General features: G+C 45.6%; 24 protein-coding genes. 10 read left to right on the forward strand and 14 right to left on the reverse strand.

Translation table 11 applies throughout. The features are described 5' to 3' along the window. The first annotated feature begins 382 nt into the window (after positions 1-382). Positions 383-1,339, forward strand: coding sequence for an SH3 domain-containing protein (locus QUA42_RS16605; protein ID WP_333138312.1), 957 nt, complete (start codon positions 383-385; stop codon positions 1,337-1,339). Positions 1,340-1,603: 264 nt separating this feature from the next. Here the strand turns inward: QUA42_RS16605 and QUA42_RS16610 are convergent, their stop codons facing one another. The 6 genes from QUA42_RS16610 to groES all read right to left on the reverse strand — a co-directional run bounded on the left by QUA42_RS16610 (position 1,604) and on the right by groES (position 6,000). Further along, a complete protein-coding gene (locus tag QUA42_RS16610; RefSeq protein WP_333138314.1) occupies positions 1,604-2,017 on the reverse strand; it encodes a hypothetical protein in 414 nt (137 codons plus the stop codon). An 11-nt stretch (positions 2,018-2,028) separates the two neighbouring features. Then, positions 2,029-2,691: a glutathione S-transferase family protein gene (locus QUA42_RS16615; RefSeq protein WP_333138316.1), complete on the reverse strand. Its 663-nt coding sequence runs from the start codon at positions 2,689-2,691 to the stop codon at positions 2,029-2,031. A 55-nt stretch (positions 2,692-2,746) separates the two neighbouring features. Continuing rightward, positions 2,747-3,247 (reverse strand): hypothetical protein, encoded by a 501-nt coding sequence (locus QUA42_RS16620; protein WP_333138317.1) that lies wholly within the window; start codon positions 3,245-3,247, stop codon positions 2,747-2,749. Next, positions 3,201-3,695, reverse strand: coding sequence for a hypothetical protein (locus tag QUA42_RS16625; protein WP_333138319.1), 495 nt, complete (start codon positions 3,693-3,695; stop codon positions 3,201-3,203). The genes QUA42_RS16620 and QUA42_RS16625 overlap by 47 nt, the downstream gene beginning before the upstream one ends. Before the next feature lie 211 nt (positions 3,696-3,906). Next, on the reverse strand, positions 3,907-5,550 hold the full coding sequence (groL, locus tag QUA42_RS16630) for a chaperonin GroEL (protein WP_190663847.1): 1,644 nt from the start codon (positions 5,548-5,550) through the stop codon (positions 3,907-3,909). Positions 5,551-5,688: 138 nt separating this feature from the next. Then, positions 5,689-6,000 (reverse strand): co-chaperone GroES, encoded by a 312-nt coding sequence (gene groES, locus QUA42_RS16635; RefSeq protein WP_006633072.1) that lies wholly within the window; start codon positions 5,998-6,000, stop codon positions 5,689-5,691. A gap of 257 nt (positions 6,001-6,257) precedes the next feature. Here groES and QUA42_RS16640 point away from each other — a divergent pair, with 257 nt between their 5' ends. From QUA42_RS16640 to QUA42_RS16670, 7 genes are all read left to right on the forward strand, one after another. Then, complete coding sequence (locus QUA42_RS16640) at positions 6,258-6,683, forward strand: ferredoxin (RefSeq protein ID WP_333138322.1); 426 nt, start codon at positions 6,258-6,260, stop codon at positions 6,681-6,683. A 650-nt stretch (positions 6,684-7,333) separates the two neighbouring features. Then, complete coding sequence (locus QUA42_RS16645) at positions 7,334-7,984, forward strand: response regulator transcription factor (RefSeq protein ID WP_333138324.1); 651 nt, start codon at positions 7,334-7,336, stop codon at positions 7,982-7,984. A gap of 336 nt (positions 7,985-8,320) precedes the next feature. Further along, the gene (locus QUA42_RS16650) at positions 8,321-8,842 is read left to right on the forward strand and encodes a LabA-like NYN domain-containing protein (protein ID WP_006633075.1); all 522 of its coding nucleotides are present in this window, start codon (positions 8,321-8,323) and stop codon (positions 8,840-8,842) included. A gap of 186 nt (positions 8,843-9,028) precedes the next feature. After that, the gene (locus QUA42_RS16655; RefSeq protein WP_333138326.1) at positions 9,029-10,669 is read left to right on the forward strand and encodes a 2-isopropylmalate synthase; all 1,641 of its coding nucleotides are present in this window, start codon (positions 9,029-9,031) and stop codon (positions 10,667-10,669) included. Positions 10,670-10,812: 143 nt separating this feature from the next. Continuing rightward, complete coding sequence (locus QUA42_RS16660; protein WP_333138328.1) at positions 10,813-11,613, forward strand: class I SAM-dependent methyltransferase; 801 nt, start codon at positions 10,813-10,815, stop codon at positions 11,611-11,613. A gap of 46 nt (positions 11,614-11,659) precedes the next feature. Continuing rightward, the gene (locus tag QUA42_RS16665) at positions 11,660-11,965 is read left to right on the forward strand and encodes an antitoxin family protein (protein ID WP_333138330.1); all 306 of its coding nucleotides are present in this window, start codon (positions 11,660-11,662) and stop codon (positions 11,963-11,965) included. Next, on the forward strand, positions 11,959-12,426 hold the full coding sequence (locus tag QUA42_RS16670; RefSeq protein WP_333138332.1) for a type II toxin-antitoxin system VapC family toxin: 468 nt from the start codon (positions 11,959-11,961) through the stop codon (positions 12,424-12,426). Before QUA42_RS16665 ends, QUA42_RS16670 begins: the two co-directional genes overlap by 7 nt. 89 nt (positions 12,427-12,515) lie before the next feature. Here the strand turns inward: QUA42_RS16670 and hisC are convergent, their stop codons facing one another. The 4 genes from hisC to QUA42_RS16690 form a co-directional block, all read right to left on the reverse strand. Further along, positions 12,516-13,562 (reverse strand): histidinol-phosphate transaminase, encoded by a 1,047-nt coding sequence (gene hisC, locus QUA42_RS16675; RefSeq protein WP_333138334.1) that lies wholly within the window; start codon positions 13,560-13,562, stop codon positions 12,516-12,518. Between the two features lie 41 nt (positions 13,563-13,603). Continuing rightward, a complete protein-coding gene (locus QUA42_RS16680; protein ID WP_333138336.1) occupies positions 13,604-14,317 on the reverse strand; it encodes a glycerophosphodiester phosphodiesterase family protein in 714 nt (237 codons plus the stop codon). Then, positions 14,314-15,165, reverse strand: a complete 852-nt coding sequence (locus QUA42_RS16685) for an alpha/beta hydrolase (protein WP_333138338.1) — start codon at positions 15,163-15,165, stop codon at positions 14,314-14,316. The genes QUA42_RS16680 and QUA42_RS16685 overlap by 4 nt, the downstream gene beginning before the upstream one ends. A gap of 177 nt (positions 15,166-15,342) precedes the next feature. Further along, positions 15,343-16,605 carry an esterase-like activity of phytase family protein gene (locus QUA42_RS16690; protein ID WP_333138340.1) on the reverse strand — a complete coding sequence of 421 codons (1,263 nt, stop codon included), beginning with the start codon at positions 16,603-16,605 and terminating at the stop codon, positions 15,343-15,345. Between the two features lie 21 nt (positions 16,606-16,626). Between QUA42_RS16690 and QUA42_RS16695 the strand changes: the two genes are divergently transcribed. Continuing rightward, positions 16,627-17,961 carry a tetratricopeptide repeat protein gene (locus QUA42_RS16695; protein ID WP_333138342.1) on the forward strand — a complete coding sequence of 445 codons (1,335 nt, stop codon included), beginning with the start codon at positions 16,627-16,629 and terminating at the stop codon, positions 17,959-17,961. A 70-nt stretch (positions 17,962-18,031) separates the two neighbouring features. On the opposite strand, the gene QUA42_RS16700 is transcribed toward QUA42_RS16695, so the two are convergent. Both QUA42_RS16700 and QUA42_RS16705 read right to left on the reverse strand, forming a co-directional pair. Continuing rightward, positions 18,032-18,553, reverse strand: coding sequence for a GNAT family N-acetyltransferase (locus QUA42_RS16700; protein ID WP_333138344.1), 522 nt, complete (start codon positions 18,551-18,553; stop codon positions 18,032-18,034). Positions 18,554-18,634: 81 nt separating this feature from the next. After that, entirely contained in the window at positions 18,635-19,159 is a 525-nt protein-coding gene (locus tag QUA42_RS16705; protein WP_333138346.1) for a GNAT family N-acetyltransferase, read from the reverse strand. 172 nt (positions 19,160-19,331) lie between these two features. On the opposite strand from QUA42_RS16705, the gene QUA42_RS16710 reads away from it, so the two are divergent. Continuing rightward, positions 19,332-21,383, forward strand: a complete 2,052-nt coding sequence (locus QUA42_RS16710; RefSeq protein WP_333138348.1) for an ABC transporter ATP-binding protein — start codon at positions 19,332-19,334, stop codon at positions 21,381-21,383. 229 nt (positions 21,384-21,612) lie between these two features. Here the strand turns inward: QUA42_RS16710 and QUA42_RS16715 are convergent, their stop codons facing one another. Together QUA42_RS16715 and QUA42_RS16720 are read right to left on the reverse strand one after the other, a co-directional pair. Then, complete coding sequence (locus tag QUA42_RS16715; protein WP_333138350.1) at positions 21,613-21,831, reverse strand: hypothetical protein; 219 nt, start codon at positions 21,829-21,831, stop codon at positions 21,613-21,615. Between the two features lie 149 nt (positions 21,832-21,980). Next, the gene (locus QUA42_RS16720) at positions 21,981-23,198 is read right to left on the reverse strand and encodes a DNA double-strand break repair nuclease NurA (protein WP_333138352.1); all 1,218 of its coding nucleotides are present in this window, start codon (positions 23,196-23,198) and stop codon (positions 21,981-21,983) included. Positions 23,199-23,470 lie beyond the last annotated feature (272 nt).

Below are 23,470 nucleotides of genomic sequence, written 5' to 3' on the forward strand. Positions count from 1 at the left end.
TACTCAACAGCAACAACTGACAGCTAAATGGTTTAACGAACACCTGACAAGATATTGGCGGATAACACATGACTTGGATTCCTAGCAAACTGTCCCGCATTTAAACTGTTAACTGTTGACTGTTGACTTTGCCGCTATTCCATTCCGCGACTCGGACACTCTCGCCTTCTCCCTCCCCCGCTCTGCCATAATGAGTGATTTATCGGCGTAGCAGCTTTATTTGTCTTCGCTCAACTCACCAAACATTAAATAATATAAATAAAACTTGACTTGCGGTCATAAAAAAGTTATATAAAGATTTTTTGTGGAAGATAAATCGATTTTTTTGCTATATTGACCTGCAATTAAGATAATGATTGTGGTTAAGTGAGGATTTGAACGGATGAAAAACTTGAATTGCTGGAATAAACCCGCTGCATTGCTGGGCGCGATCGCGATCGTAGCCGGAAGTTTGCAGGCGAATGCCATCGGTGTTGCCGCCCCATCAACATCCACTGTCAGTCAAGATGCTGAAAATATTTCCTTTGAAGATAGCGCGACCTTTCAAATAGCCCAGGCTGGCAACCTTTGTCGCCAAGTCACTCCCAAAGAAGGTTTGACCGTTCGCCAGAACCCAGACCCCAAATCCCCTAGAGTTGGCGGTGTACCAATTAATACTCAGGTAACGCTGTCCCAAGGCGCTACTTCTGTTAAAGCCTCCGACGGCCGCCTCTGGATTCCAATTACCGCTCCCGTAAAAGGGTATGTAGCTAGCGGATACCCCAACAACGAGGCTAATTTAGGTTCGTGCACTACAGCAAGCACAATTAGTCAAACTTCCCCTAGTCCGGCACCCGCACCCGCACCTGCTGCGACACCTGCACCGGCCCCTGCTGCGACACCTGCACCGACACCGAGTCCAAGTCCTGCACCTGCTGCGACACCAGCGCCTGCGCCAGCACCAGCGCCTGCGCCTGCGCCAGCACCAGCACCAGCGCCTGCGCCAGCACCAGCGCCTGCGCCTGCGCCAGCACCAGCACCAGCGCCTGCACCAGCACCAGCACCAGCGCCAGCACCAGCGCCAGCACCAGCGCCAGCACCAGCACCAGCACCAGCAACGGGTCCAGTAAGTCTGTGCCGCCAAGTAGAACCTCGCGTAGCGCCGAGGGGTCTAGCTATCCGCACCGAGCCTTCCAAGACTTCTGTGGTTAAAGGTGGTGTAGCGGCTAACGGTCAAGTAACGCTTGTACCGAATTTCCAGTTAGTGAAAGATAAGAATGGAGAAGACCGCAATTGGGTTGAGATTTCAGCCCCTGTGGCCGGATTCATCTCGGCTGGAAATTTGATCATGTGCAAGTAAACTTCTGAGTTCGATCGCTCTTTTTGACTAAAAGAGCGATCGACACCGAAAATAGTTTTAAGTTATTGTCGCGCAGCCAGGGAACAACGCGGAACCCAGATTCCTTCCATGACTTACCCAGGAATAACTTATTGCTGTCGCGAGTCAGCGGTAGCGAATCTTTCTGAGCCTCTGTTTTTCATCATCGGTTGCGTAAAGTCCTAGCTTGCTTCCTCGCAACGAAGGCGGGGTGAAGAAATTTAAGCAAAAAGCCGATCGACCTTTCTAAATACAGAGGCCGCTTGCCCAATCTTGGTGTCCGCGATTTGGTTGACACTTCGATTGTCGGCCAATCCAGACAATTTCCCACTTATTTTGCCTGAGTCTGAGTTCGATGCGGTGCCGCATTCCAGCAACAGAATCGTCAGCTAAACCGACGACGGTTTGGACAATTACCGCTGTTTCTCGCGTGGGATATTCAACAGAAATTTGGTCGCTTTTTCTGCCTTCAGATTCTGTGTCGCTGCTAAAGAGTTTTGCTGCGATATCTTTGGGGTTGGAGACGGTAATTTTGCGATCGGCAAGGAACTGTTTAGGGTTAATTGCTTCGTAGTTCGATCGGGCGGCGGGCTGCCCCATTGCTGCGATGGGAATTTGGATGCAGGCGAAAACAGCTAGGAAAAAGAGCGACCCCTTCACAATTGATTGGTTCAGGAGGCTTCAGATTGTGCGAGAAATTTTTGTCTCCGAGATGCGAAAGCCGCGAAATCTGCCTCGGTGAATTGAGTTTGCTGCCAGGAGGGGCGGGCAAGCAGTCGATCGCACCAAGCTTTAATTTTAGGATAGCCGTCTAGGGACACACCACCCCAAGATAGCAAGGGCACGACGGTGCCGGCAACGCACTCGGCAAACGTGACACTGTTGCTAGCGAAAAAAGGGCGATCGTCCAACAAACCTTCAAAGAATGTCAGCACAGTATTGACTTTTTCCTTAGCCTTTTCGATTTCCTGCGGTTGGGGAGTTCCCCGTCCCATTTTTTCACTGCTTAGGGGGTAAAGTTGCGGTAGAAGTTCGTTAACCGTGACAAATTCTACCATCCTCACAACTGCCAAATCTTTCGGTTCTTTTGGCAGCATTGCCGGTTCGGGATACTTCGTTTCTAGATAGTCAAGAATTGCTAGAGACTCGACGACTGTGAAGTCATCATCGACCAAAACAGGGATGCGGTGAAAAGAATTTATTGCCACAAATTCTGGATTTAAGTGATCGCCGTCCAAGTGAATTTCTACTAATTCAAAGTCCAGGTTTTTTTCTAAGAGGGCGATCCACACGCGGCGAGAGTTGGGGGAAATGGGAGTGTGGTAAAGTTTCATAATTGGTGTGCCTGGTTATTCAAAGGTAATAAAAGCCACATTTTGATTATGCACCTTAACTGTCATTTGATTTATTCTCTCCAACTTTGTCCTCTCCAGTTTCACCGTCTCCACTGTCGTCTAAATTTTTACTTTCATCTGAAACTTCATAATTATCCATAATTTCGAGTAATAAACGCTTTAGATTCTGATCCGGTGGGCGTTTTTCAAATTCTGCGTGCGTGTAAATCCACAGCAACACAACTTCTTGTTTTGTAATATCTAACAAATATATAAGTCGCCCCTGTTCAGCGGCTCCGCGAAGCTGAGGCATTTTAAACTCCAACTTCCACAGTTCCCCTCCATCACGGCTACTGCCTTTCGGCCAAGGTTCTAAATGTCCCAACGGTGGACGGGGACGGGGGTCAACGCTCAAAATTCTGAGGAATTTTTGGAGTAATTCGACAAATTTTACTAATCCTGCCTGATTTTTACGATAGCGATCACGGATTAGTTTTTGCTGAGTTTTATCAAAGTTCTTCGAGAGCTTGATATGAAATTGCTCTGATCCGTTCACAGGCCTCCTCCGCCGTCATCGCCTCGCTAGTTTCCAACCCTGCAAAAGTTTCCTCCAGGGCTTCGGATAGTGCTTTTTGATAAGCAATATCTTCCCGTTCTACTCCACTCAAAATCGCATTAATAAGTCTATTAAAGGCGTTAATATAAGCTACAAAACTATCTAGTTCACCTTTAAGTACAATCCAAGGTAAAGCGATAGCCAAAGAAAAAACCCCCACAAATTTAAGCAACCTTTCTTTAATTCCTTGAGGGGGTTCAATGAAAGCATACGCAAAAACTTTGAGTAATTCTTGCGTTTCAGCAGGAATTTTTTCCCAACGGTCTTCAATTTTTACAGCTAAATTGTGTGCTTTTTGAGCCAGTTCCCAAAACTTTGAAGCGCTGGACGTGCGGGGGTGAAATATCTGCCGAATTTCGCTGGGGCTAATTGTGATAGTGGCTGACATTTGCCTGACCTCTTGCAATTTAATTGCTTGACTGGTAATCACTGTTTTCATTATACCAGTAGAGCAGTAATATTATACTGTTAGAGCAGTATTATTACACTGGTAGAGCAGTTTAGTCAGCCCCAAAAAAACATTGCTGTCACCATCAGGAAACAGCAATTTTGTCTCTTAAAAAGGCGAGCCCTAAAGCCCGCCCCATCAAACGATCGACTTAGTAATCGAAGTCGCCGCCGCCCATGCCGCCGCCAGCGCCAGCAGCAGCAGCGCCATCCTTCGGTTCAGGCTTGTCAACGACGATGCACTCGGTTGTCAGCACCATGCCAGCAATAGATGCGGCATTTTGCAGAGCAGAACGAGTCACCTTCGCAGGGTCAACGATACCAGCTTCAAACATATCGACAAACTCATTTGTCGCTGCGTTGAAACCAACGTTAAATGGCTTTTCTTTGACGCGCTCAGCAATCACAGCGCCATTCAAACCAGCATTTTCAGCAATCCGCTTCAGAGGAGCAGCCAAAGCCCGTGCCACAATCAAAGCACCGGTCAATTCTTCGCCAGTCAGACTGCCATTAGCCCACTCTTCCAATTGAGGAGTCAGGTGAGCCAAAGTTGTACCGCCACCAGGAACAATTCCTTCTTCTACAGCAGCTTTGGTAGCGTTGATCGCATCTTCAAGACGCAGTTTGCGATCCTTCATTTCTGTTTCGGTAGCCGCGCCGACTTTGATCACTGCGACGCCACCAGCCAATTTGGCCAAACGTTCTTGCAGCTTTTCTTTGTCGTAGGAAGATTCGGTTTCGTCCATTTGACGGCGAATTTGTTCGCAGCGGGACTTGACGGCGGCTTCGTTACCTTCGGCAACAATTGTGGTGCTGTCTTTGGTAATGGTGATGCGGCGAGCTTTGCCGATCATGTCGAGCTTGGTGTTTTCCAGTTTCAAACCGGCATCTTCGGTGATTAGTTGACCGCCGGTCAATACGGCGATATCTTCTAACATGGCTTTGCGTCGATCGCCAAAACCGGGTGCTTTAACAGCAGTCACGTTCAACACACCGCGCAGTTTGTTGACAACGAGGGTAGCTAGAGCTTCTTTCTCAATGTCTTCTGCAATGATCAACAGCGGGCGGCCGGAACGAGCTACTTGTTCGAGCACAGGTACTAAATCTTGTACCAAAGCGATTTTCTTGTCTGTCAGCAAGATGAAAGGTTCTTCTAGAATCGCTTCCATCCGTTCGGTGTCAGTGACGAAGTAGGGAGAAATGTAGCCTTTGTCGAAGCGCATCCCTTCGGTGATTTCCAATTCGGTGGTCATAGACTTCCCTTCTTCCAGGGAAATCACGCCTTCCTTGCCCACCTTGTCCATTGCGTTAGCAATCATTTGACCGACTTCATCGTCGTTACCAGCAGAGATGGAGCCGACTTGAGCGATGGCTTTGGAATCTTCTACTTGTTTGGCGTGTTCGGCAATTTTTTCTACCAAAAACGTGGTTGCTTTGTCCACACCGCGCTTGAGGGCGATCGCATTTGCGCCGGCTGCTACGTTACGCAGACCTTCTTTGACCATTGCGTGAGCCAAAACGGTAGCAGTTGTGGTACCGTCGCCTGCTGCGTCGTTGGTTTTGGAAGCTGCTTGACGGATCAGGGCAACGCCTGTATTTTCTACGTGGTCTTCTAGTTCGATTTCTTTGGCGATGGTAACACCGTCATTGACGATCTGAGGAGCTCCGAATTTCTTTTCGAGAACCACGTTACGGCCTTTGGGGCCGAGGGTTACGGCCACTGCTTCGGCCAGAATGTCCATACCGCGTTCGAGGGCGCGACGTGCATTTTCGTTGTAGATGATACGCTTAGCCATAGTTTTTGGGGATTTGAGGGTTTGAGATTTTGGATTGGGGATTATGGATTTTAGTCATTTGTCCCGTGTCATTAGTTGTTTGGCGGCGTTCGCTTTAAACTAATGACTGATGACTAAGGACTGATGACTAATGATTAATTAGTTAACGATCGCCAGAATGTCTTTTTCTGCAAGCAAGACGTATTCGTCTGTGCCGAGTTTGATGTCGGTGCCGGCGTACTTCGAGTAGAGAACTTTGTCGCCGACTTTGACTTCCATTTCAGTGCGGCTGCCGTCGTCGTTGCGCTTGCCGGGGCCCACGGCCGCGACTTCGCCTACTTGGGGCTTTTCTTTTGCTGTGTCGGGCAGAAGGATGCCGCCGGCGGTTTTTTCTTCGCTAGCGCTTACTTTTACGAACACGCGCTCGCCTAACGGTTTAACGGTAGAAACACTCAGTGATACTGCTGCCATAAATAAATCTCCAGATTACAGATTGTCGTGAGTCAGTCGTCAGGGGTCACGATGAAAGCAACAGCGGACTACTTACAACTGACATATTAGCACTCTCGACTCCTGAGTGCTAATTTAGCTTTAGTCAGGGGCGATCGCAACTTAGTTGTCAGTACGGGTTCCCGAACCGAGCATGAGTTGGAGGAAGGAGAGGGGGGAGTGGGGGCTGTGGTGATGACTTTCGACCGCTAACCAATTACTTTTGATTGATGAATACAATGACCGAAAATAACGAGGAATCTTGCAGCCAAGGCTTGAGCGCTTGCGTCCAAAGCCTGGGAATCGCTCAAATCGAGCGGCATATTTTTATCTGTGCCGACCAAACCGTGCCCAAGTGCTGCGATCGGCAAACCAGTCTGGAGGCGTGGAATTACTTAAAAAAACGCTTGCAAGAATTGGGGTTGGACAAGCCAAGTGCCACTCGACCAACCTGCGTCTTTCGCACGAAAGCCAATTGCCTGCGAGTATGCGCGTCTGGCCCGATTATGGTAGTCTATCCAGACGGAGTGTGGTATCGCGACGTTACTCCACCCGTCATTGAGAGAATTATTCAGGAACATCTCCTAAACTCAAAGGTAGTTCAAGAATACGCTTTCTTGACTCATCCTTTGCCTGTGCCTCCTGAGGCGGAGCCAAACATTTAAGTATAGCGCTGTTTAAAGTACAGGGTTATAGGTAAAGTGTTAAATTTAAGGTTAAGGGTGAGAATTTGAGACAGTTTGGCGTCCCGGCGATCGCACCTGCTACAGCTCAATAAAACTGTAGTTAGGTTCTTGTCTTCCTGGTGCGGCTTCCCGTGTTCCTTGTGTTTCTCAAAAGGTACAGTAAAAAAAATCGATCCGAGGAACTGTGAAATTTTGTGCAAAAATTTCTCAGTGGCAGACACTAAGCAGGTTGCCAAACTACACTAGAAGCAGTTAAATACGTAAGTAGGGAGTCTGCTTAAATTTCTCTATATCAGAAGTATCATTTAAAACCGGGGCATTAACCTGAAATTGAACCGATCGAGATTAAATATTTAACTTGGGCTCTGTTAGGGAGTCTCCAATCAATCAAGGCTGATCTTGATAGGGCGATCGTGCATTACAGGTTTGGGCTGGATTCCAGGTCGTAAGACACTGACAAACAGCCGTCAATTATAGGTTGGAAAGCGGTAATACCCGCCCCGCTTTCCCTCACCGCCATCCCTTCAGCCGACCGTCGTCCTCCACCCCCAGCCTGGTGGCGGGGGACTGACGGAAAAAAACAGAAGTGAAAACAAGGAAGTGTGCGGGATACTTTAGCGGGAATAAACATGACAAAGGACAATAATTCAGGAGAGCAAAAACGGCTGATGCTGGTTGACGATGACCCCAACTTGATCTTGCTCGTCAAGGACTACTTGGAGTTTCGGGGTTACAACGTCATTACAGCAGAAAACGGCAGAGACGCTCTGGAAAAACTAGAACAAGAAGTTCCTGACTTGATTATCTGCGATGTGATGATGCCGGAAATGGACGGCTACACTTTAGTCAAACACATCAGGGAAGACCATCGCACTAGCTGGATTCCGGTTCTTTTCTTGTCCGCAAAAGGTCAAAGTTCAGACCGAGTAAAAGGCTTGAGCACTGGGGCTGACGTTTATATAGTCAAGCCTTTTGAACCAGAAGAACTGGTAGCCCAAGTGGAATCTTCTCTGAAAGCAGCATCCCGCTTGATTCGCCACTCAAATCCCGGTATGGAGAGTGGCCCAAAAATTAAGGCGCGCCGCAATGTCGAATTGACTCCCACTGAGTTAAAGGTGGTACAGTTGCTAGCCCAGGGTATGGCAAACCGCCAGATTGCAGACGTGATGAATGTCAGCCAGCGGACTATCGAAAGCCACGTCAGCAATATGCTGGGCAAAACAGGTCTGCACAACCGGACAGAGTTAGCTCGCTGGGCTCTTGAAAGCAAAAAGGCTTGAGCGGAGGTACTCTGCGCTATGAAATCAGGGGAGCAAAATCTACTGCTATGCGCTTCGGTATGCCTGCTTGGCGGTAGGGCGGTACGGCGGTAGTTTGAAGGCGCCATTAACCTTGACACGGCAGCCGGTATTGAGTTACTAGGCATATAGTTTTTGAGGGAACCTCGCTCAAATGCAAGCAGGCTTAAAAGAACCCTCTGGCGGTAGAGCCGAAAATATGAAATACTGGGGAGATGGAGTTTTCTGAAGTTTAATCTATTGCCTCAGTTAGCTCCATGTTGCTAAAATGTGATATTTAGATTAACTTCTTTCTACAATTATTAGGTCTAAGTTTCTATGACAAACTTAATGAACCGCCTTTCTATTTTTGTGGACGGGAACAATATGTTCTACGCTCAACAAAAGAACGGCTGGTTTTTTGATCCTCGCAGGGTGCTCGAATATTTCAAAACTTCGCAGCCGAATGTCATCTTGATCAATGCTTTCTGGTATACGGGCCTAAAAGACCCCCAAGATCAAAGGGGATTTCGAGATGCTTTGATAAGTCTAGGTTACACGGTTCGCACTAAAATTCTTAAGGAATATTACGACGATGCTTCGGGCAGATATTCTCAAAAGGCTAATTTAGACATAGAAATTGTGGTTGATATGTTTAATACCGTGGATCAATACGACCAAGTTGTGCTGTTTAGCGGGGATGGGGATTTTGAGCGGGCGATCGAACTGCTCCGCTCGAAAAATACTCATATTACTGTGGTATCAACCGAAGGAATGATTGCTAGAGAGTTAAGAAATGCTACAGATAGGTATATAGACCTAAATGAAATTAGGGAACATATCGAGAAGATGGATTATTAGTCAGTAGTTATTAGTCATTAGTCATTAGTTATTAGTCATTAGTCATTAGTCAGCAGTCATTAGTCAGTAGTTATGGGTTAGGGGTTATTAATTATTCGTTATTGGCGCGAGACAGGGGACTGGTGACTGGAGGCTAAAATCCAGAAAAACGGACAAGTAAAAATCAGGAAAACACTTTTTAGAGCTATGAAAACTCAACCAAGTCAAGACCGGATTATTATTTTCGATACGACTTTGCGGGACGGAGAACAATCTCCGGGTGCATCTCTGAATGTGGATGAAAAGCTGACGATCGCCCGCCAGTTAGCGAGATTGGGCGTGGATGTGATTGAAGCGGGTTTCCCTTTCACCAGCACGGGAGATTTCGAGGCAGTCCAAAAAATAGCCCGATCGGTGGGAACGGAAGATGGGCCGACAATTTGCGGTTTAGCACGGGCGAGAAAGCAGGATATTAAAACAGCAGCAGAGGCTCTGAAACCAGCAGTAAATTCGCGAATTCATACGTTTCTGGCTACGTCTGATATTCACTTGGAGTATAAGCTGAAAAAGACGCGGGCTGAGGTTCTGGAAATTGTGCCGGAAATGGTGGCTTACGCTAAGTCGTTTGTGGATGATGTGGAGTTTTCGCCGGAAGATGCTTGTCGATCGGAACCGGAGTTTTTGTATCAGGTTCTAGAACGGGCGATCGCAGCGGGTGCGACTACTGTTAACATTCCCGATACAGTCGGTTACACGACTCCGAGCGAATTTGGGGCTTTGATTCGGGGAATTAAGGAAAATGTGCCGAATATCGATCGCGCAATTATTTCGGTGCACGGTCACAATGACTTAGGATTGGCTGTTGCTAACTTTTTGGAAGCGGTGAAAAATGGCGCCAGACAGTTAGAATGCACGATTAACGGGATTGGCGAACGGGCGGGAAATGCAGCTCTGGAAGAGTTGGTAATGGCGCTTTACGTGCGGCGCCAATATTATAATCCGTTCTTGGGCCGGCCTGCGGATTCTGAGGAACCGCTGACAAATATTGACTCGCGCCAAATTTACAAAACTTCCCGCTTGGTTTCCAATTTGACGGGGATGTTGGTACAGCCAAACAAGGCGATTGTTGGAGCAAATGCTTTCGCTCACGAGTCGGGAATTCACCAAGACGGGGTGCTGAAAAATAAGCGGACATACGAGATTATGGACGCTGAGTCGATCGGCTTAACTGAAAATCAAATCGTCTTGGGTAAATTATCCGGCCGCCACGCTTTTCACACTCGCTTGAAAGAGTTGGGTTTTGAAATGGCAGACGATGAGCTAAATAAGGCTTTTGTCAAGTTTAAAGATTTGGCAGACAAGAAAAAAGAGATTACTGATTGGGATTTAGAGGCGATCGCCAATAACGAAGTGCACCAAGCACCGGAACTGTTCCGGTTAGAATTGGTACAGGTTTCTTGTGGTGACAAATCCCGGCCGACAGCAACCGTCACTGTGCGGAATCCGGCAGGCGAAGAATTGACCGATGCTGCGATCGGCACTGGGCCTGTGGATGCGATTTACAGGGCAATTAACCGGGTGGTAAACGTACCGAACGAGTTGATCGAGTTTTCTGTACAATCGGTGACAGCGGGAATAGATGCGATCGGCGAAGTAACAATTCGCTTGCGCCACGAAGGCAAAGTATTTTCCGGTCACTCAGCAAATACCGACATTATCGTAGCGTCTGCAGAAGCTTACATCAGCGCTTTAAATCGCCTGTATCAGGCATTGCAGCATAGTGCTGAAAAATCCTCCGAACAGCCAACTGCGATCGGAAAACAAGTTGTTGCAGAAGCACAGCGCTGATAAATTTACTGTCAGCCATTTTTCTTGAAACCAACCGCAGACGAACCCAGAGCAAAGCAGATAACTCTCAATTAATCTGCGTTAATCCGGGTTTATCTGCGGTTTAAAATTACTTGTTTTTACTAATAACCAACTATTGAAAAATGCAAGACGAAACCTTAAAAAAAGAGCGACAATTCCACGATGCTTGGGCATCTACAATCGATATTGACGGCATTCGAGTCAATGATTATTTTGAAGCTTGCACTGCCCCAGAAAATAGATTTATCGTCCAGCAAATGGGCGATATTACAGGCAAACGTCTCTTAGATTTAGGCTGCGGTGCAGGAGAAAATAGTGTTTATTTTGCTAAAAAAGGCGCCGATTGTGTGGCTGCCGACTATTCTCAGGGCATGGTAGAAGTTGCCCTGAAATTGGCTGAGAAAAACGGCGTCAAAATAGACGGCTGTACGGTGAATGCAATGGCGCTAGATTTCCCGGACAACAGTTTTGATATTGTTTACGCTTCTAATTTGTTGCACCATTTACCGGAACCAGAAAAGGCAATTCGCGAAATGCACCGCGTGCTAAAGCCTGGGGGAAAAGCTTGCTTTTGGGACCCGATGAAGCACAATCCGGTGATTAATGTTTACCGCAGGATGGCGACTGAGGTGCGGACGGAGGATGAAACTCCTTTGGATATTAATATTGTGAATTTTGTCAAGTCTTTGTTTTCGGAGACGGCTTACGATACGTTTTGGCTGACAGCGCTTTGGATTTTTTTACGCTTTTATTTGATCGAAAAAGTGCATCCGAATGAGGAGCGTTATTGGAAAAAGATTATCATTGAGCAAGAGAGATTGAAACCGGAATACTCTCGGTTGGAAGGGTTGGATGGGTTTTTGAAGAAGTTGCCTTTGATGAAGCGCTTGGCTTGGAATTTGGCTGTGGTGGCAACGAAGTAGTTACAAGAAGTACAATAAGTTAAAGCATTTAATTAAGAGGCTAATTATGCCAGAAACTATTACTGCTATCTACGAAAACGGGGTTTTTCGTCCCTTGAGTTCTGTGTCATTGAATGATGGGGAAACTGTGCAAATCACAATTGTAGCGGAAGTTTCGCAGGAAGAAGTCAAGGGCGATCGCGAAAAAGCGATTAAGTTGATGGATTTACGAAAATTGATGGGTTTGCCAACAAAACAGTTTAAGCTAGATGCAGCTGCAGAACAAAAGCGGCGCGAACTGTTTGAAAAACTCAAGGGAAGAGTGGGGAAACCTCTTTCTGAAATCGTTATCGAGGATCGCGGCCCGTGGTAAATGCCTATTTCTTAGACACCAGCGCTTTGGTTAAACGGTATGTGCCTGAATTGGGAAGTAATTGGATTCAATCCATTACTGTTCCTGCAGCAGGTAACTTTCTCGCGATTTCTCAGATTACTTGGGTGGAGGTATGCAGCGCTTTTTCACGCCGTCAACGAGAGGGTACTCTATCTGTCGATGAGGTTGACCAACTTATGGGAGATTTTCGCACGGATTTTGAAAACCAGTATGAAGTTGTTGAAGTCGATCGCACTTTTATAGAAACAGCGGGCGCACTGGTGATGCAAAACCCGCTGCGGGCTTATGATTCTGTGCAATTGGCGTCTGCTTTGCGCGTTCAATCTACTCTCGTTTCCGTGCCAGATACTCAACTGCTTTTTGTTTCGGCGGACAATCGATGGCTGAATATTGCTCATTCAGAAGGGTTGGCGATTGATAATCCTAATAATTATCCGTAATCAAGCTGTGTGTAGTAAGGAATGCAAGTCCTCATAAAAATCAGAGGACTAAAGTCATTACTAGAAACTAATTTTAGTGCGATCGTTAGTTATAGGATTTCTTTCAAAGTTTTAAGTAATATTTGATTCTGTTCCTCCGTACCTACACTAATCCGCAATTTGTCTTCTAATCGCGGCTGATTGAAGTATCGAATCAATATTCCCCGTACTTTCAGTGTTTGATAAATTCTTTCTGCATAGCCGTTTGGTGGCCGCACTAACAAAAAGTTGGTTTGCGAGGGCCAAACGTCAAAGCCTAATTCCTTGAAGCTAACGGCTAGTTTTGCTCTGGAAGCCTTAATCTTTTCGGCGTTGGCTATTTTGTGGTCTTGATCTGCGATCGCAGCCGCCCCCACTGCATAGGCTAAAGCATCCACATTATAGCTGTCTTTGATTTTATTTAATTCTGTCAGCAACGCCGGATTTGCTATGCCAAAACCCAACCTCAATCCTGCGAGGGAATAACCTTTTGAAAGCGTTCTCAAAACTATAACATTACTGTATTTTTTTGTTAATTCCAAAGCATTTTCTTCGGCGAAATCTACATAAGCTTCGTCGATCACCAGAATGCCGGATAACTCATTAGCCAGTTTCTCCAAATCTGCAATAGATATGGCCGTTCCCGATGGACTGTTTGGCGAGGCTACAAATGTCACTGCACCCTGGGCTGCTATTAGCAAATCGACTGGTAACTTGTAGTCGTCGGGATAAGGAACTTCGACAAATTCCGCATCTTGAATTTCTGCCAATGTGCGGTACAATACATAGGTGGGCGCGGGACAAACAATCTGTTTCCCAGATTCGCCCACAGCGCGAACTATCAAGTTTAATAAATCGTCGCTGCCGTTACCTACAACAATCCAATCGTCAGCCACTCCAAAAACTTTACTAGCAGCAATGCGGAAAATTTTGCCAGTTGGATCTGGATAGCGCCGCAGCATTTCTCCGTCTATTTCCTGAAGCACTTTTAAGGCTTTTGGAGAAGGCGGATAGGGATTTTCATTAGAATTTAGTTTAATAATTTTTGTGCCTAGCGGTGGCTGTTCCCCCGGCACGTAGCCAGACATTTCGTGGATGCTTTGGCGAAAGTAATTCATCTATTATCTGCGTTTATCTGCGTTCATCTGCGGTTTAAAAATTATATCAAACAATTAGTGACTATCCGCGTTATGCCCAAATCAACTAACTTTTGCATATCTGCTCGATCGTCCACCGTCCAGGCCACAATGTCAACTCCCTGGCTCCGGCTTTCTTGAATTAGTGCAGGGTTTTCCAGCAACACGCGATATAGACTGCTAATCAAATTATCCCGATGCGCCACAGCTTGAGCTAATTGAGTTTTGTACGCTTCTAGATTAGCAACAATGTGTCCGATCGCCAAATCGCCAGATAGCCGCCGCACTTGTTCCAGAAATTTATCGTTAAAAGAGGTAATAACGCATTTGTGTTGGATTTCTTCACCCTTAAAACTGTTGACAAAATCGGCGACATCTGCGTCAGACCACTCGCAGTGAGGTTTGACATCAAAGTAAAGAAATTTGTCAACCTTTTTGAGTATGGTTAATGCGGCTTTTAAAGTAGGGATTTTTTCTTGTGAAAATTCATCGCTAAACCATTTTCCCGCATTAAGTGTCTGCAATTCAGACAGGGTTGTTTCCCTAACTTTGCCAGAAACTCCAGTGATTCTATCTAATGTGGCGTCGTGAAAAATCACTGGTACGTTGTCGGCGGATAGCTGGATGTCAAATTCGATCGAATGAGCGCCACGGGCGATCGCCAGTTCAAAAGCTGCTAAAGTATTCTCGGGGGCGATCGCCGAAAATCCCCGATGTGCGATAATTTCTAAATTCACTGTCTTGTGCCCTCTAAAAAATCTGCCACAGTTTGATTAAAAGTTTCCGGTTCAGTCAAAAAAGACCAGTGATTCCCCGGTACTTTTGCAACCGTAAGATTTTTCAAGTATCTCTTGTATGGCTGCATTTGCCAAGCCATGCGATTTACGCCTTTTTCCGGCTGTACGAACAAAGTAGGAATCTCAATATTTTCAGTTAAACCCGCAACTTTCATCACTTCTGCAAATATCAGATTTCTCGCTGCAATCGCAAATTTACTGCCCCAGGTTCCGTCGGATTTTTGTTCGATTTGGTGTTGGAATACCATTTGCTGCAAGTCACTCCAATCTGCGTATTCTCCCGATTGTTTTGCTGCTGCTTCTGCTTGGGCTAAAGTCGCAAACGGGCCCACACATTTGAGACAGTCTAATTTTCGGTAAACAATTGGCAGGGTGAGTTTCATCGCGGCGGGCAGTTTGGTGATGAAGATGGGGTCTACTAAAATCATACTGCAAAAGCGATCGGGATTTTGCCTCGCCCATATCGCTGCTAGTTTTCCCGTCCAAGAATGTCCTAAAATGTGTGCGTCAGGCCAGTTGAGATGTACCATCAAAGCTTCTAAATCTGCGATCGCACTTTCAAAAGTATAGCCTGTTTTCGGTTTGCTACTCTCTCCGTGGCCGCGCATATCTGGCGCTACAATATGATAGCGGTTGGAGAAATAATTGCCCAAGCTATTCCAGACACACGAACTATCTGCTAAACCGTGTAACAACAGCAAACGCGGAACTTTTTTACCTGTTTCTGGCTTCCATTCTAGGTATGAAAGTTCCATCCCTGGCAGGTGCAAAGTGTTACGACTTGGCATAATTAGGGGGTTTTATAGTTGGAGAAATTTGATTTAACTTTTTTATGAACAGGCAAGATGCCTGTTCCACAAAAAGTTAATTTTCTTCTACTGTTTTCATAAACAGGCAATATCACTGTTTCACAAAGAATAAATCTTCTTGTGGGGTGGGGTGGGCTTCTCGCCTGCCCTTCTAACTTAACCTTTGCCCTTCAAACTCAACAAGATAAACTGAGTTTTCTGCGCTTCATCAAAATTGTCATCGCTGACCAAAACTAGACTCTGGCTGCCATCTGGCAAGCGCGGGCCGAGGGTCATCCCCTCTAAATTGTACAGGGGAATTCCGAGTTCGCTTAAGTCTAGCAGCAACTTTTTCTTAACAGGTTCGACCATTGTCACTGGCCCTTTAAAACTCTGGATTCTCGAAGTATCTGTAGCCGCCCCAACCGCTACTTGATAAATCCTAGCGCTGTATCCCGACAGCCCAAAAGAACGTTCTAAACTCAGAATCGGACCGCCACCGACAGTTACTAATTCTGTTAAACCGTTCAAAATAGTCATGGGAACTTGGTCGAGCTTGTAAAGATTTTCTGAGACTAATTGCGGCGTTTTATCGACGATGATATAATGTAAAATACGGAGTTTGCTTGCTTGTTCGGGGTCTAAGTCTTGCATTAACGGCGCTTCCGTAGCTGCAAACAAACGAAACGGATCGAGGCCGCCAGGACTAAAGGTTTCTGGGTCGATGGTTAAAGATTCAAAACCTAAATTGTCCACCACTCCTTGCTGCTGTTTTTCATCGCTGGCATCGGGAATATAGCGCTTTGGTATCGGCAATTTTCCCCGCATTTGCCCTGTTTTGATGTCGAATTCTCCGAGAAAAGGAGGGATGCCAGCATGAGTAACGCCTTCGTTGGCGACAAATACTGAATTGCGGGGAGAAAGGGCGATGCCTTCGGGATTGATGGAACCCCAAGAGAAGGTTTCACCGTCTGCTTTTTTGAGGGATGTAACGCCTTCAACAGTAACTTTTTTCAGGCGAATATTGGCTGGATCGCTTGATGTGAGGTCGAGTCTGAGACTGTAAAATCTCGCTTCTCCGTTTTCGCTGGGGTCGTCGGAAAGAGCGTAAAAGCGATAAGCTTTGGAAGTGACTGCGCTAATACCTTTGGGGTCGTAGGTAATTCCTGACAAACCGCCGACTGGTGCTCCTTCAAAATTCATTTTTGGCAATTGGTACTCGCCCAAAAATTCTAGGGACATTTCTGGAAAAGAGCGGTCTCTAGCAACTGCGGGAGGGGGGGCGCAAGCTGTGCAAACAGTTAACAGAATTAGGGCTAGACTAAATAAGCGTAAAATGCGATCGCCCAGCGTCTTTAAATCCCCATAATTGCTCAGTGCGGTAATTTTTATTTTGTTGCTCTTGTTGAACAGTTTGCTTTTGTGCCATCTTTGTGACATAATTTATACCGTTTTGTAGATATGCAAAACTTGATGTTTCCAGAAGAGATGCCGAATCGCGGCAACCAAATTTTGAGAATGAGAAGTTCTGTGCCAATTGGGTGCTTGCTTTTCTTGTGGCTGTCTGCTGGTTCTATTGCTAGCGCCCAAACTAATCCACCAGGCCTCGATCAATTTTCCCCTAATCCTCTAGAAATTACCACACCCGATCCCCTAGCTCCCGCTAACGAATCTTTGAGCAGCACTCAGCGGGACGAACTGACAGCGGCTTTGGAGCAGTTAAACTTAGAAGCAGCGGCTAAACTGGAAGCTGGAGACGGCGCTGGTGCTTTTGAAATTTGGTTCCGAGAATTGCGGCTGCGTAGGTATCTCGGGCCGGCGGCGGAAATTGCTGCTTTGAGTCGGGTGGGAAGTGTTGCTTGGAGTAACGGTAAAAACCTCGAACTACAGCTTATTACCAAACGGTTGCAAGCAATTCAAAAAGGAGTCAAATCCCAAGTAGCACTGAATACTGAGTTGCTCCCCGCCTTCGCTGCAGCTTTTCAGCAGGTGCGCGCTAAAGGCCCGACGGTAGAAGTTTACCAAGAAATTCTCGAAAATGCGCGCCAAAACGAAGATATATTGGCTCAAGGTCAGATTTTGAAGGCGATCGGGCTAATTCACATCAATTGGTTGAGTTACGATAAAGCGGCTCCGGTGTATGAGGAATTGGCAACTTTAATTCAGGAAAACCGCGCTTTATTTGCTGCTAATTCTGCTGTGCAAAATTCTGCTGTAGTTGCGGGAAACGGTGCGCCGCCGCAACCTGTAACTCCTCCAACTGAGGTAGATACTCTGAGACAGTTGGCCTACGTTTACCAGCAGTCGAAACAACCCCTAAAGGCGATCGCAGCCAGGGAAAAACTAGCATCGGTGTATCTTAACTTACAAAACCCGAGTGCTATACCACCGATCAAAATTGCGATCGCCAGCGATTATCAAACCATAGGTCAAATCAATTTAGCAGCTCAATACTATCAAGAAGCATACAATTTAGCCGTCCCCATTCAACAGTATGCCCAAGCTAGCGAAGCTTTGGATAAATTAGCTTTACTTTATCGAGCGCAAAAGCAGTGGGAGCAGACTTTGCGGATTTATCAAATGCAGTTGTTGTTAGAAGAGCGGGCTTACAATTTCTACGGCTTGATGAACGCTTACGACAATATCGGTCAAGTTTATCAAGAGATGAAGGCTTACGACAAGGCTTTGGAAGCCTATCAAAAAGGGTTGGACGTGTCTAAAAGATTGGGACACAGACAAGAGTATTTTGCTAAGAAAATTCAAAAAGTTAACAAGCAATTGCAAAGGACTTCGTAGTTGTCATCAAGCAATAATGACAAATTGCAATGTGAGTAATTTAAAAGTAGTAAGGTGTGCAATGCACACCCTACGAAGATACTTTGGACTGGTAAGTTTCTCGCGAAATAGAATAATATACTACATCAGTTTCGTAATAATGAGCATTTTTTTCATATTTCATGCCAACTTTTTGTATCACCCGCTGAGAGGCGATATTTTCTGGGCGGGCGATCGCAACTATCCTGTCTAACTTTAATGTTTCAAATCCATAATTTAGACTAGCAAAAGATGCTTCTGTCGCCAATCCTTGATTCCAATAAACTTTGTCGAGGGTATACCCTAGCTCAACTTCCGGTGTCTTGTCCAGAAAACCAAGTCCGCAGCGACCAATCATTTTACCGTCTATTTTATGTACTACGGCCCACATCCCGAAGTTGTTTTCTTCCCAACGTTTGAGCATGGTATGAATAGCGATTTCTGTTGCTTCTCTACTTCTAACTCCTGTGAGGTATTTCATGATTTCCGGATCGCTGTAGATGCGGTACAGCTCATCTAAGTCGTCTGGTGTAAATTGTCTAAGATACAATCGGGCTGTCTCTATTTCTGGCATAATTAATATAATTAATATCACTAAATTATGATACCAGTTTTAATAAGTCTTGCTACAAACATTTTGGTTGGATTTCCTTTCTCAACTCAACTCAACTACTTTAGACTGGTAGATTTTTCTCGAGATTGAATAATATACTCGATCGGAATCGCCGAAGCTATGCTGGTATCTCATCCCCACTTTTTCCATGACCCGCCGCGAGGATCTGTTTTTGGCATGGGCAACAGCTCCAATTTTTTCTAGTTTCAATACTTCAAATCCATACTTGAGGCTAGCCGCTGCAACTTCCGATGCTAAACCTTTGCCCCAATACGCTTTTGCTAACACGTAACCGACTTCTACTTCAGGTGTTTTGCCTAAAAAGCGAAGCCCCCCGTCGCCGATCAATTGGTTATTTTCTTTATTGACAACAGCCCACAAACCGAAAGCGTGTTTTTCCCAATCTGCGATGATTTGAAATAAATCTGCTGCTGTTTCTTCTCTATTTCTGACGCCTTCGCTCAGATACTTCATCACTTCTGAATCGCTGTAGATGCGGTACAGCTCATCTAAGTCATCTGGCGTAAATTGTCTGAGATACAATCGGGCTGTCTCTATCTCTTGCATGATGATAATATAACTTCTCCCAGTAGATTATAATACCATTTTTGTCTGGCTACAAACATTTGGGCTGGGTTGAGGAACGAAACCCAACCTACTGTTTACTGATATTCATGCAAAATATTGATTCTCTTTGTTACAATTATTAATTAGATATATTGTACAGTTTTTGCCATCAATGACCATTTCCTCACCAGTAGCAGACACCAAAAACAAATCCGGCCAGGAAACAGACTGGCGGTTATTTCTGAGGTTGGCATCTTACGCAACCCGCAGCAAACGCTTGTTGGTTATTTCGATCGCACTATTAGTACCGCTAGCAGTCTCAGGAGCAATTCAACCCATTCTAATCGGACAGGCAATTTCGGTAATTCGCTCGGAACCTACCTACGAATTCTTGCGAGGATTGTCGCTATCTGCAGCATTGAATATTTTGGCTATTTTGCTGATGCTCACTATAACACTTAGATTAGCACTGCAATCAGTTCAAGGCTATTTAGTCACGAAAGTAGGGCAAATAATTACTACAGATATTAGAAATGATTTGTTCGCCCACGTCACATCGCTAGCAGTCAGATTTTTCGATCGCACTCCTGTAGGTAAATTGATGACTCGCCTCACCAGCGATGTAGAAGCTTTGGGAGAGGTTTTCTCTTCAGGGGCGATCGGCATTGTCAGCGATTTATTTTCAATTTTAGTAATTGCCATTTTCATGTTTACCATGCAGTGGCAACTAGCTTTAATGTTGGTGCTGATGATGATACCAATTACCGCAGTCATAATTTATTTTCAGTACCAATATCGCATAGCAAATTACACTACCCGAGAAGAACTTTCCGATCTCAACGCCCAACTGCAAGAAAACCTGACTGGTATTGGCGTAGTGCAGCTATTCCGCCGCGAAAGATTCAACTCAGAATTGTTTCGCGTCACCAATAAACGCTACATTAAAGCGGTTGATAAAACTATTTTTTACGACTCAGCCGTATCTGCGACATTAGAATGGATTGCTTTAGTAGCGATTGCAGCCGTTTTGTGGATGGGGGGTGAAAGGGTTTTAGCCGGTAATCTTAACTTCGGTACTCTCTCGGCATTTATTTTATTTGCTCAGCGTCTCTTCGATCCCCTGCGGCAATTTGCTGAGAAATTCACTGCAATTCAAGCAGGATTTACCGCCGTCGAACGGATTAGCGATATTCTCAATGAACCGATCGAAATTAAAGATCCAACTAGCGCGAAGAAGGAAGAAGGAAGAAGGAAGAAGGAAGAAGGAAGAGGGAAGAGGGAAGAAGGAAGAAGGGCAGGTTATTCACCGTTGTTGATAACTGGCCATCCAGAGGCAACTGCTTATAACTTGTCTCCGTTCGATCGAGAATTGGCAGATAATCATCAAAATCCAGCAAGTTCAGAATATCGTTTATTGCCTAACAATCCCCAATCACCCCCCGCCAACCCCACCTTGCTAAGGGGGGGAGAAAATGCCAAATCGCAGAATTCTGAATCGGGAGAAATCCAATTTGACAACGTGTGGTTTGCTTACAAACAAGACGAATATGTCCTGCAAAACCTCAATTTCACCATCAAATCCGGCGAAAAAGTAGCATTAGTTGGCCCCACCGGTGCGGGCAAAAGTTCGATTATTCGTCTTCTCTGCCGCCTTTACGAACCTAGCCGAGGGCGGATTCTGGTTAATCATGTCGATATTCGGGATTTGCCTCAAGCAGAGTTACGCAGGCACATAGGCGTAATTATCCAAGATGGCTTTTTATTTGCTGGTGATGTGAAGAGCAATATCAGCCTGGGAGAAAGTTACTCGATTGAGGAAATTCAAGCAGCAGCAGAAAAGACCAATGTTGCCCGTTTAATCGAACAGTTGCCTCAAGGTTATGATACGCAATTGCGGGAACGCGGAACCAATCTTTCGGGGGGACAAAAGCAATTATTAGCGTTTGCTCGCGCCGCTATTCGCAATCCCAGTATTTTAGTTCTAGACGAGGCAACTGCTAGTTTGGATGTGGGGACGGAAGCTTTAATTCAAGAAGCTCTAGAGCGTTTGATGGCGGACAGAACGGCGATAATTATTGCCCACAGGCTCTCGACTATCCGAAATGTCGATCGCATTTTAGTGCTCAAACGCGGGCAGTTAGTAGAATCTGGCAGCCACGAAGAGTTGTTGCAGCTAGAAGGGTTGTATGCCAGTTTGTACAAGTTGCAAATGCTGGGAAGTTAGACAGTTGACAGTTGACAGTTGACAGCTTGCCCGCTTGCTTAAAGAAGAGTTGACAGTTGACCGAAGGAAGAAGGCTATAAGGGCTACGCGAGCGGGTAAAAAGACTTGTCAGTCACCGTAGTCGAAGGAAGGAAGAGGGAATATTTTTCTTACACTCTGCAGATTTGCGGTTTTAGATTTTAGATGAGAGAACAAATCTAAAATCTAAGATTAAAAATCTCAACTTTATTCACTTGCCCGAAATCATTTTCCCCAGGGTTTCCGGCAAGTGAATTATATGTTGGAAAAGCTGATTTGGGCCGATGCCAAACAATAACTGCATCGTCAGCACAATTGCTGCTAAACCAATCGCTGTCCCGATGCTGGCTTTCAACACTTTAAACGCCCAATTAAAGACTAGCCAAGATACAAGTAACGCAGCAATTAAGATAATTAGTTCTATTGGCATATAACATTTTTAACTCTATTTAAAGTCTACATAAATTACGTATCACTACCAGAGAAACCGGATTTTTTATCTATGTTACAGGTCGGGATGCAGTATTTCCGTAAACACCAGGTTTCTACGTCAAGGACTACTCTACTCTACTTATTACTTTAAGCAATACTGCCGCGCTTCCGTGTTTCCTTATAAGAAATTCCGACATTTTTTAAGCCTGCTTTAATCATTTGCTGCTCTAACAAAGCGAAAAAGCGACTTCGATCGCCCCCCGTGACTACCGCTTGATTATGAGCTTCTGCTAGCGTCACCGGATACCCGCCGCCTTTATGTACTTGAGCTAGCATCATTCCTAATGCTAAATCTAGCTGTGCTGTATCTTGTGCTACCCATTCCGGCACTTCTATTCTAGCAATTTCTGTGCCAACGTGAACGTAACAGAAATAGACGGAATTAAGACCGTACAAATCTAAAATTCGAGCTTGGGATTTCCACAAAGGGCTTCTTTGTCCCGGTGAGAGGATTGTTGCCCACAATATGGCATCCCGCAAAGGTTCAAATTCTTGACAAGGTGCTTTTTCGGCGAAAGAAATTGTGGCGGCAAATCCGACGTTCGGGCAATTTGTCATGCAGTCTGGTACTTCGTGGGTGCAAGCTTCAAACCGCAAAAAAGATAAGCTTTCGCTGCTGCGAGAAGCGCTTAAGTATCCTAACAGCGGAATTCCTGCTAAACGCAACTTGTCCCAAGCTTCTAAAATTGGCAGCAAAATTTGATCGCGCGCGTCGGTGGGTAACTGTTCCAAAAACCAATAAATCAGGGAACCATCTACCATTGCTAAAGCTGGCGCGGGCAATTTATTGTCGTTAACTTTTGCCCAATTGCAGCCCATTTCTGCTAAGGCAATTGCTTCGGAAACTGCTCGCCGGTATCCCATCCATTCTTCGGTTCTAATTCCCCACTGCCGCGAACCGTACAAGTCTTCGGGTTTGTAGAAAACTTCGGGTACGCTGTCTAAAACTGGGTGGCGGCTTTGTCCGTAGTGCAGCATGACTGTGCCGACGTTTAGCAGGTAGCAGTAGGCTATTTCGTGATGGTTGGGGGAAATTTGCGAGCCGTCTGTGGCAAAGACTGTGTGGGCGGCGGGGGGTGCGGTGATGTAGGTGCGATCGTCTAAGGGCTCGATCGGCGTGGCAGCATTGAATAAAGTGCGGTCGCGCCAATTCTCTTGCAATTCCACCAATTTTTCCTGTTCGCCTGCAGCCTTTACCAGCAAATTCTGAGCCACTTCCAAACGCTGGCGAGCCGCCTGAGCTTCCACATTCAAATGTTGGCTCATTCCCTGCATTGCCTTGGCTGCTTTAGTTAAATCGAGCATTGGTTTTAAGTCTCAATATTAGAAAGCTTTCAAGCGGAGAAATTATCAAAACACTTTTCAAGTTTTTGGTTCCGAAGCTTGGTTTTTTGTCATACACGCGGTTAGATAAACTAAAACACTTCGTGCGCGCCCCCATAAATAGTAAAATAACCTGGTTTTTGAGGTCAAGATTACCTGCAATAGTCTATGAAAAAAAAACATTTTTTTTGTCTATAGCCTTGCTTTTTTGAGGAGTTTCTGTTATATTTATCTTATAATGGGGTGGGGGGGGG

The sequence above is a fragment of the Microcoleus sp. Pol11C2 genome, assembly GCF_036701505.1.
Lineage (GTDB): Bacteria > Cyanobacteriota > Cyanobacteriia > Cyanobacteriales > Microcoleaceae > Microcoleus.

What these genes read in the sequence shown, in the direction of transcription:
- QUA42_RS16650 (WP_006633075.1), top strand. Translation starts at nt 8,321, where the DNA reads ATGACAAACTTAATGAACCGCCTTTCTATTTTTGTGGACGGGAACAAT.
- QUA42_RS16705 (WP_333138346.1), bottom strand. Translation starts at nt 19,159, where the DNA reads ATGCAAGAGATAGAGACAGCCCGATTGTATCTCAGACAATTTACGCCA.
- QUA42_RS16605 (WP_333138312.1), top strand. Translation starts at nt 383, where the DNA reads ATGAAAAACTTGAATTGCTGGAATAAACCCGCTGCATTGCTGGGCGCG.
- QUA42_RS16720 (WP_333138352.1), bottom strand. Translation starts at nt 23,198, where the DNA reads ATGCTCGATTTAACTAAAGCAGCCAAGGCAATGCAGGGAATGAGCCAA.
- QUA42_RS16715 (WP_333138350.1), bottom strand. Translation starts at nt 21,831, where the DNA reads ATGCCAATAGAACTAATTATCTTAATTGCTGCGTTACTTGTATCTTGG.
- QUA42_RS16645 (WP_333138324.1), top strand. Translation starts at nt 7,334, where the DNA reads ATGACAAAGGACAATAATTCAGGAGAGCAAAAACGGCTGATGCTGGTT.
- QUA42_RS16655 (WP_333138326.1), top strand. Translation starts at nt 9,029, where the DNA reads ATGAAAACTCAACCAAGTCAAGACCGGATTATTATTTTCGATACGACT.
- QUA42_RS16625 (WP_333138319.1), bottom strand. Translation starts at nt 3,695, where the DNA reads ATGTCAGCCACTATCACAATTAGCCCCAGCGAAATTCGGCAGATATTT.
- QUA42_RS16665 (WP_333138330.1), top strand. Translation starts at nt 11,660, where the DNA reads ATGCCAGAAACTATTACTGCTATCTACGAAAACGGGGTTTTTCGTCCC.
- QUA42_RS16690 (WP_333138340.1), bottom strand. Translation starts at nt 16,605, where the DNA reads ATGTCACAAAGATGGCACAAAAGCAAACTGTTCAACAAGAGCAACAAA.
- QUA42_RS16615 (WP_333138316.1), bottom strand. Translation starts at nt 2,691, where the DNA reads ATGAAACTTTACCACACTCCCATTTCCCCCAACTCTCGCCGCGTGTGG.
- QUA42_RS16710 (WP_333138348.1), top strand. Translation starts at nt 19,332, where the DNA reads ATGACCATTTCCTCACCAGTAGCAGACACCAAAAACAAATCCGGCCAG.
- QUA42_RS16695 (WP_333138342.1), top strand. Translation starts at nt 16,627, where the DNA reads ATGCAAAACTTGATGTTTCCAGAAGAGATGCCGAATCGCGGCAACCAA.
- QUA42_RS16640 (WP_333138322.1), top strand. Translation starts at nt 6,258, where the DNA reads ATGACCGAAAATAACGAGGAATCTTGCAGCCAAGGCTTGAGCGCTTGC.
- groES (WP_006633072.1), bottom strand. Translation starts at nt 6,000, where the DNA reads ATGGCAGCAGTATCACTGAGTGTTTCTACCGTTAAACCGTTAGGCGAG.
- QUA42_RS16700 (WP_333138344.1), bottom strand. Translation starts at nt 18,553, where the DNA reads ATGCCAGAAATAGAGACAGCCCGATTGTATCTTAGACAATTTACACCA.
- QUA42_RS16660 (WP_333138328.1), top strand. Translation starts at nt 10,813, where the DNA reads ATGCAAGACGAAACCTTAAAAAAAGAGCGACAATTCCACGATGCTTGG.
- hisC (WP_333138334.1), bottom strand. Translation starts at nt 13,562, where the DNA reads ATGAATTACTTTCGCCAAAGCATCCACGAAATGTCTGGCTACGTGCCG.
- groL (WP_190663847.1), bottom strand. Translation starts at nt 5,550, where the DNA reads ATGGCTAAGCGTATCATCTACAACGAAAATGCACGTCGCGCCCTCGAA.
- QUA42_RS16685 (WP_333138338.1), bottom strand. Translation starts at nt 15,165, where the DNA reads ATGCCAAGTCGTAACACTTTGCACCTGCCAGGGATGGAACTTTCATAC.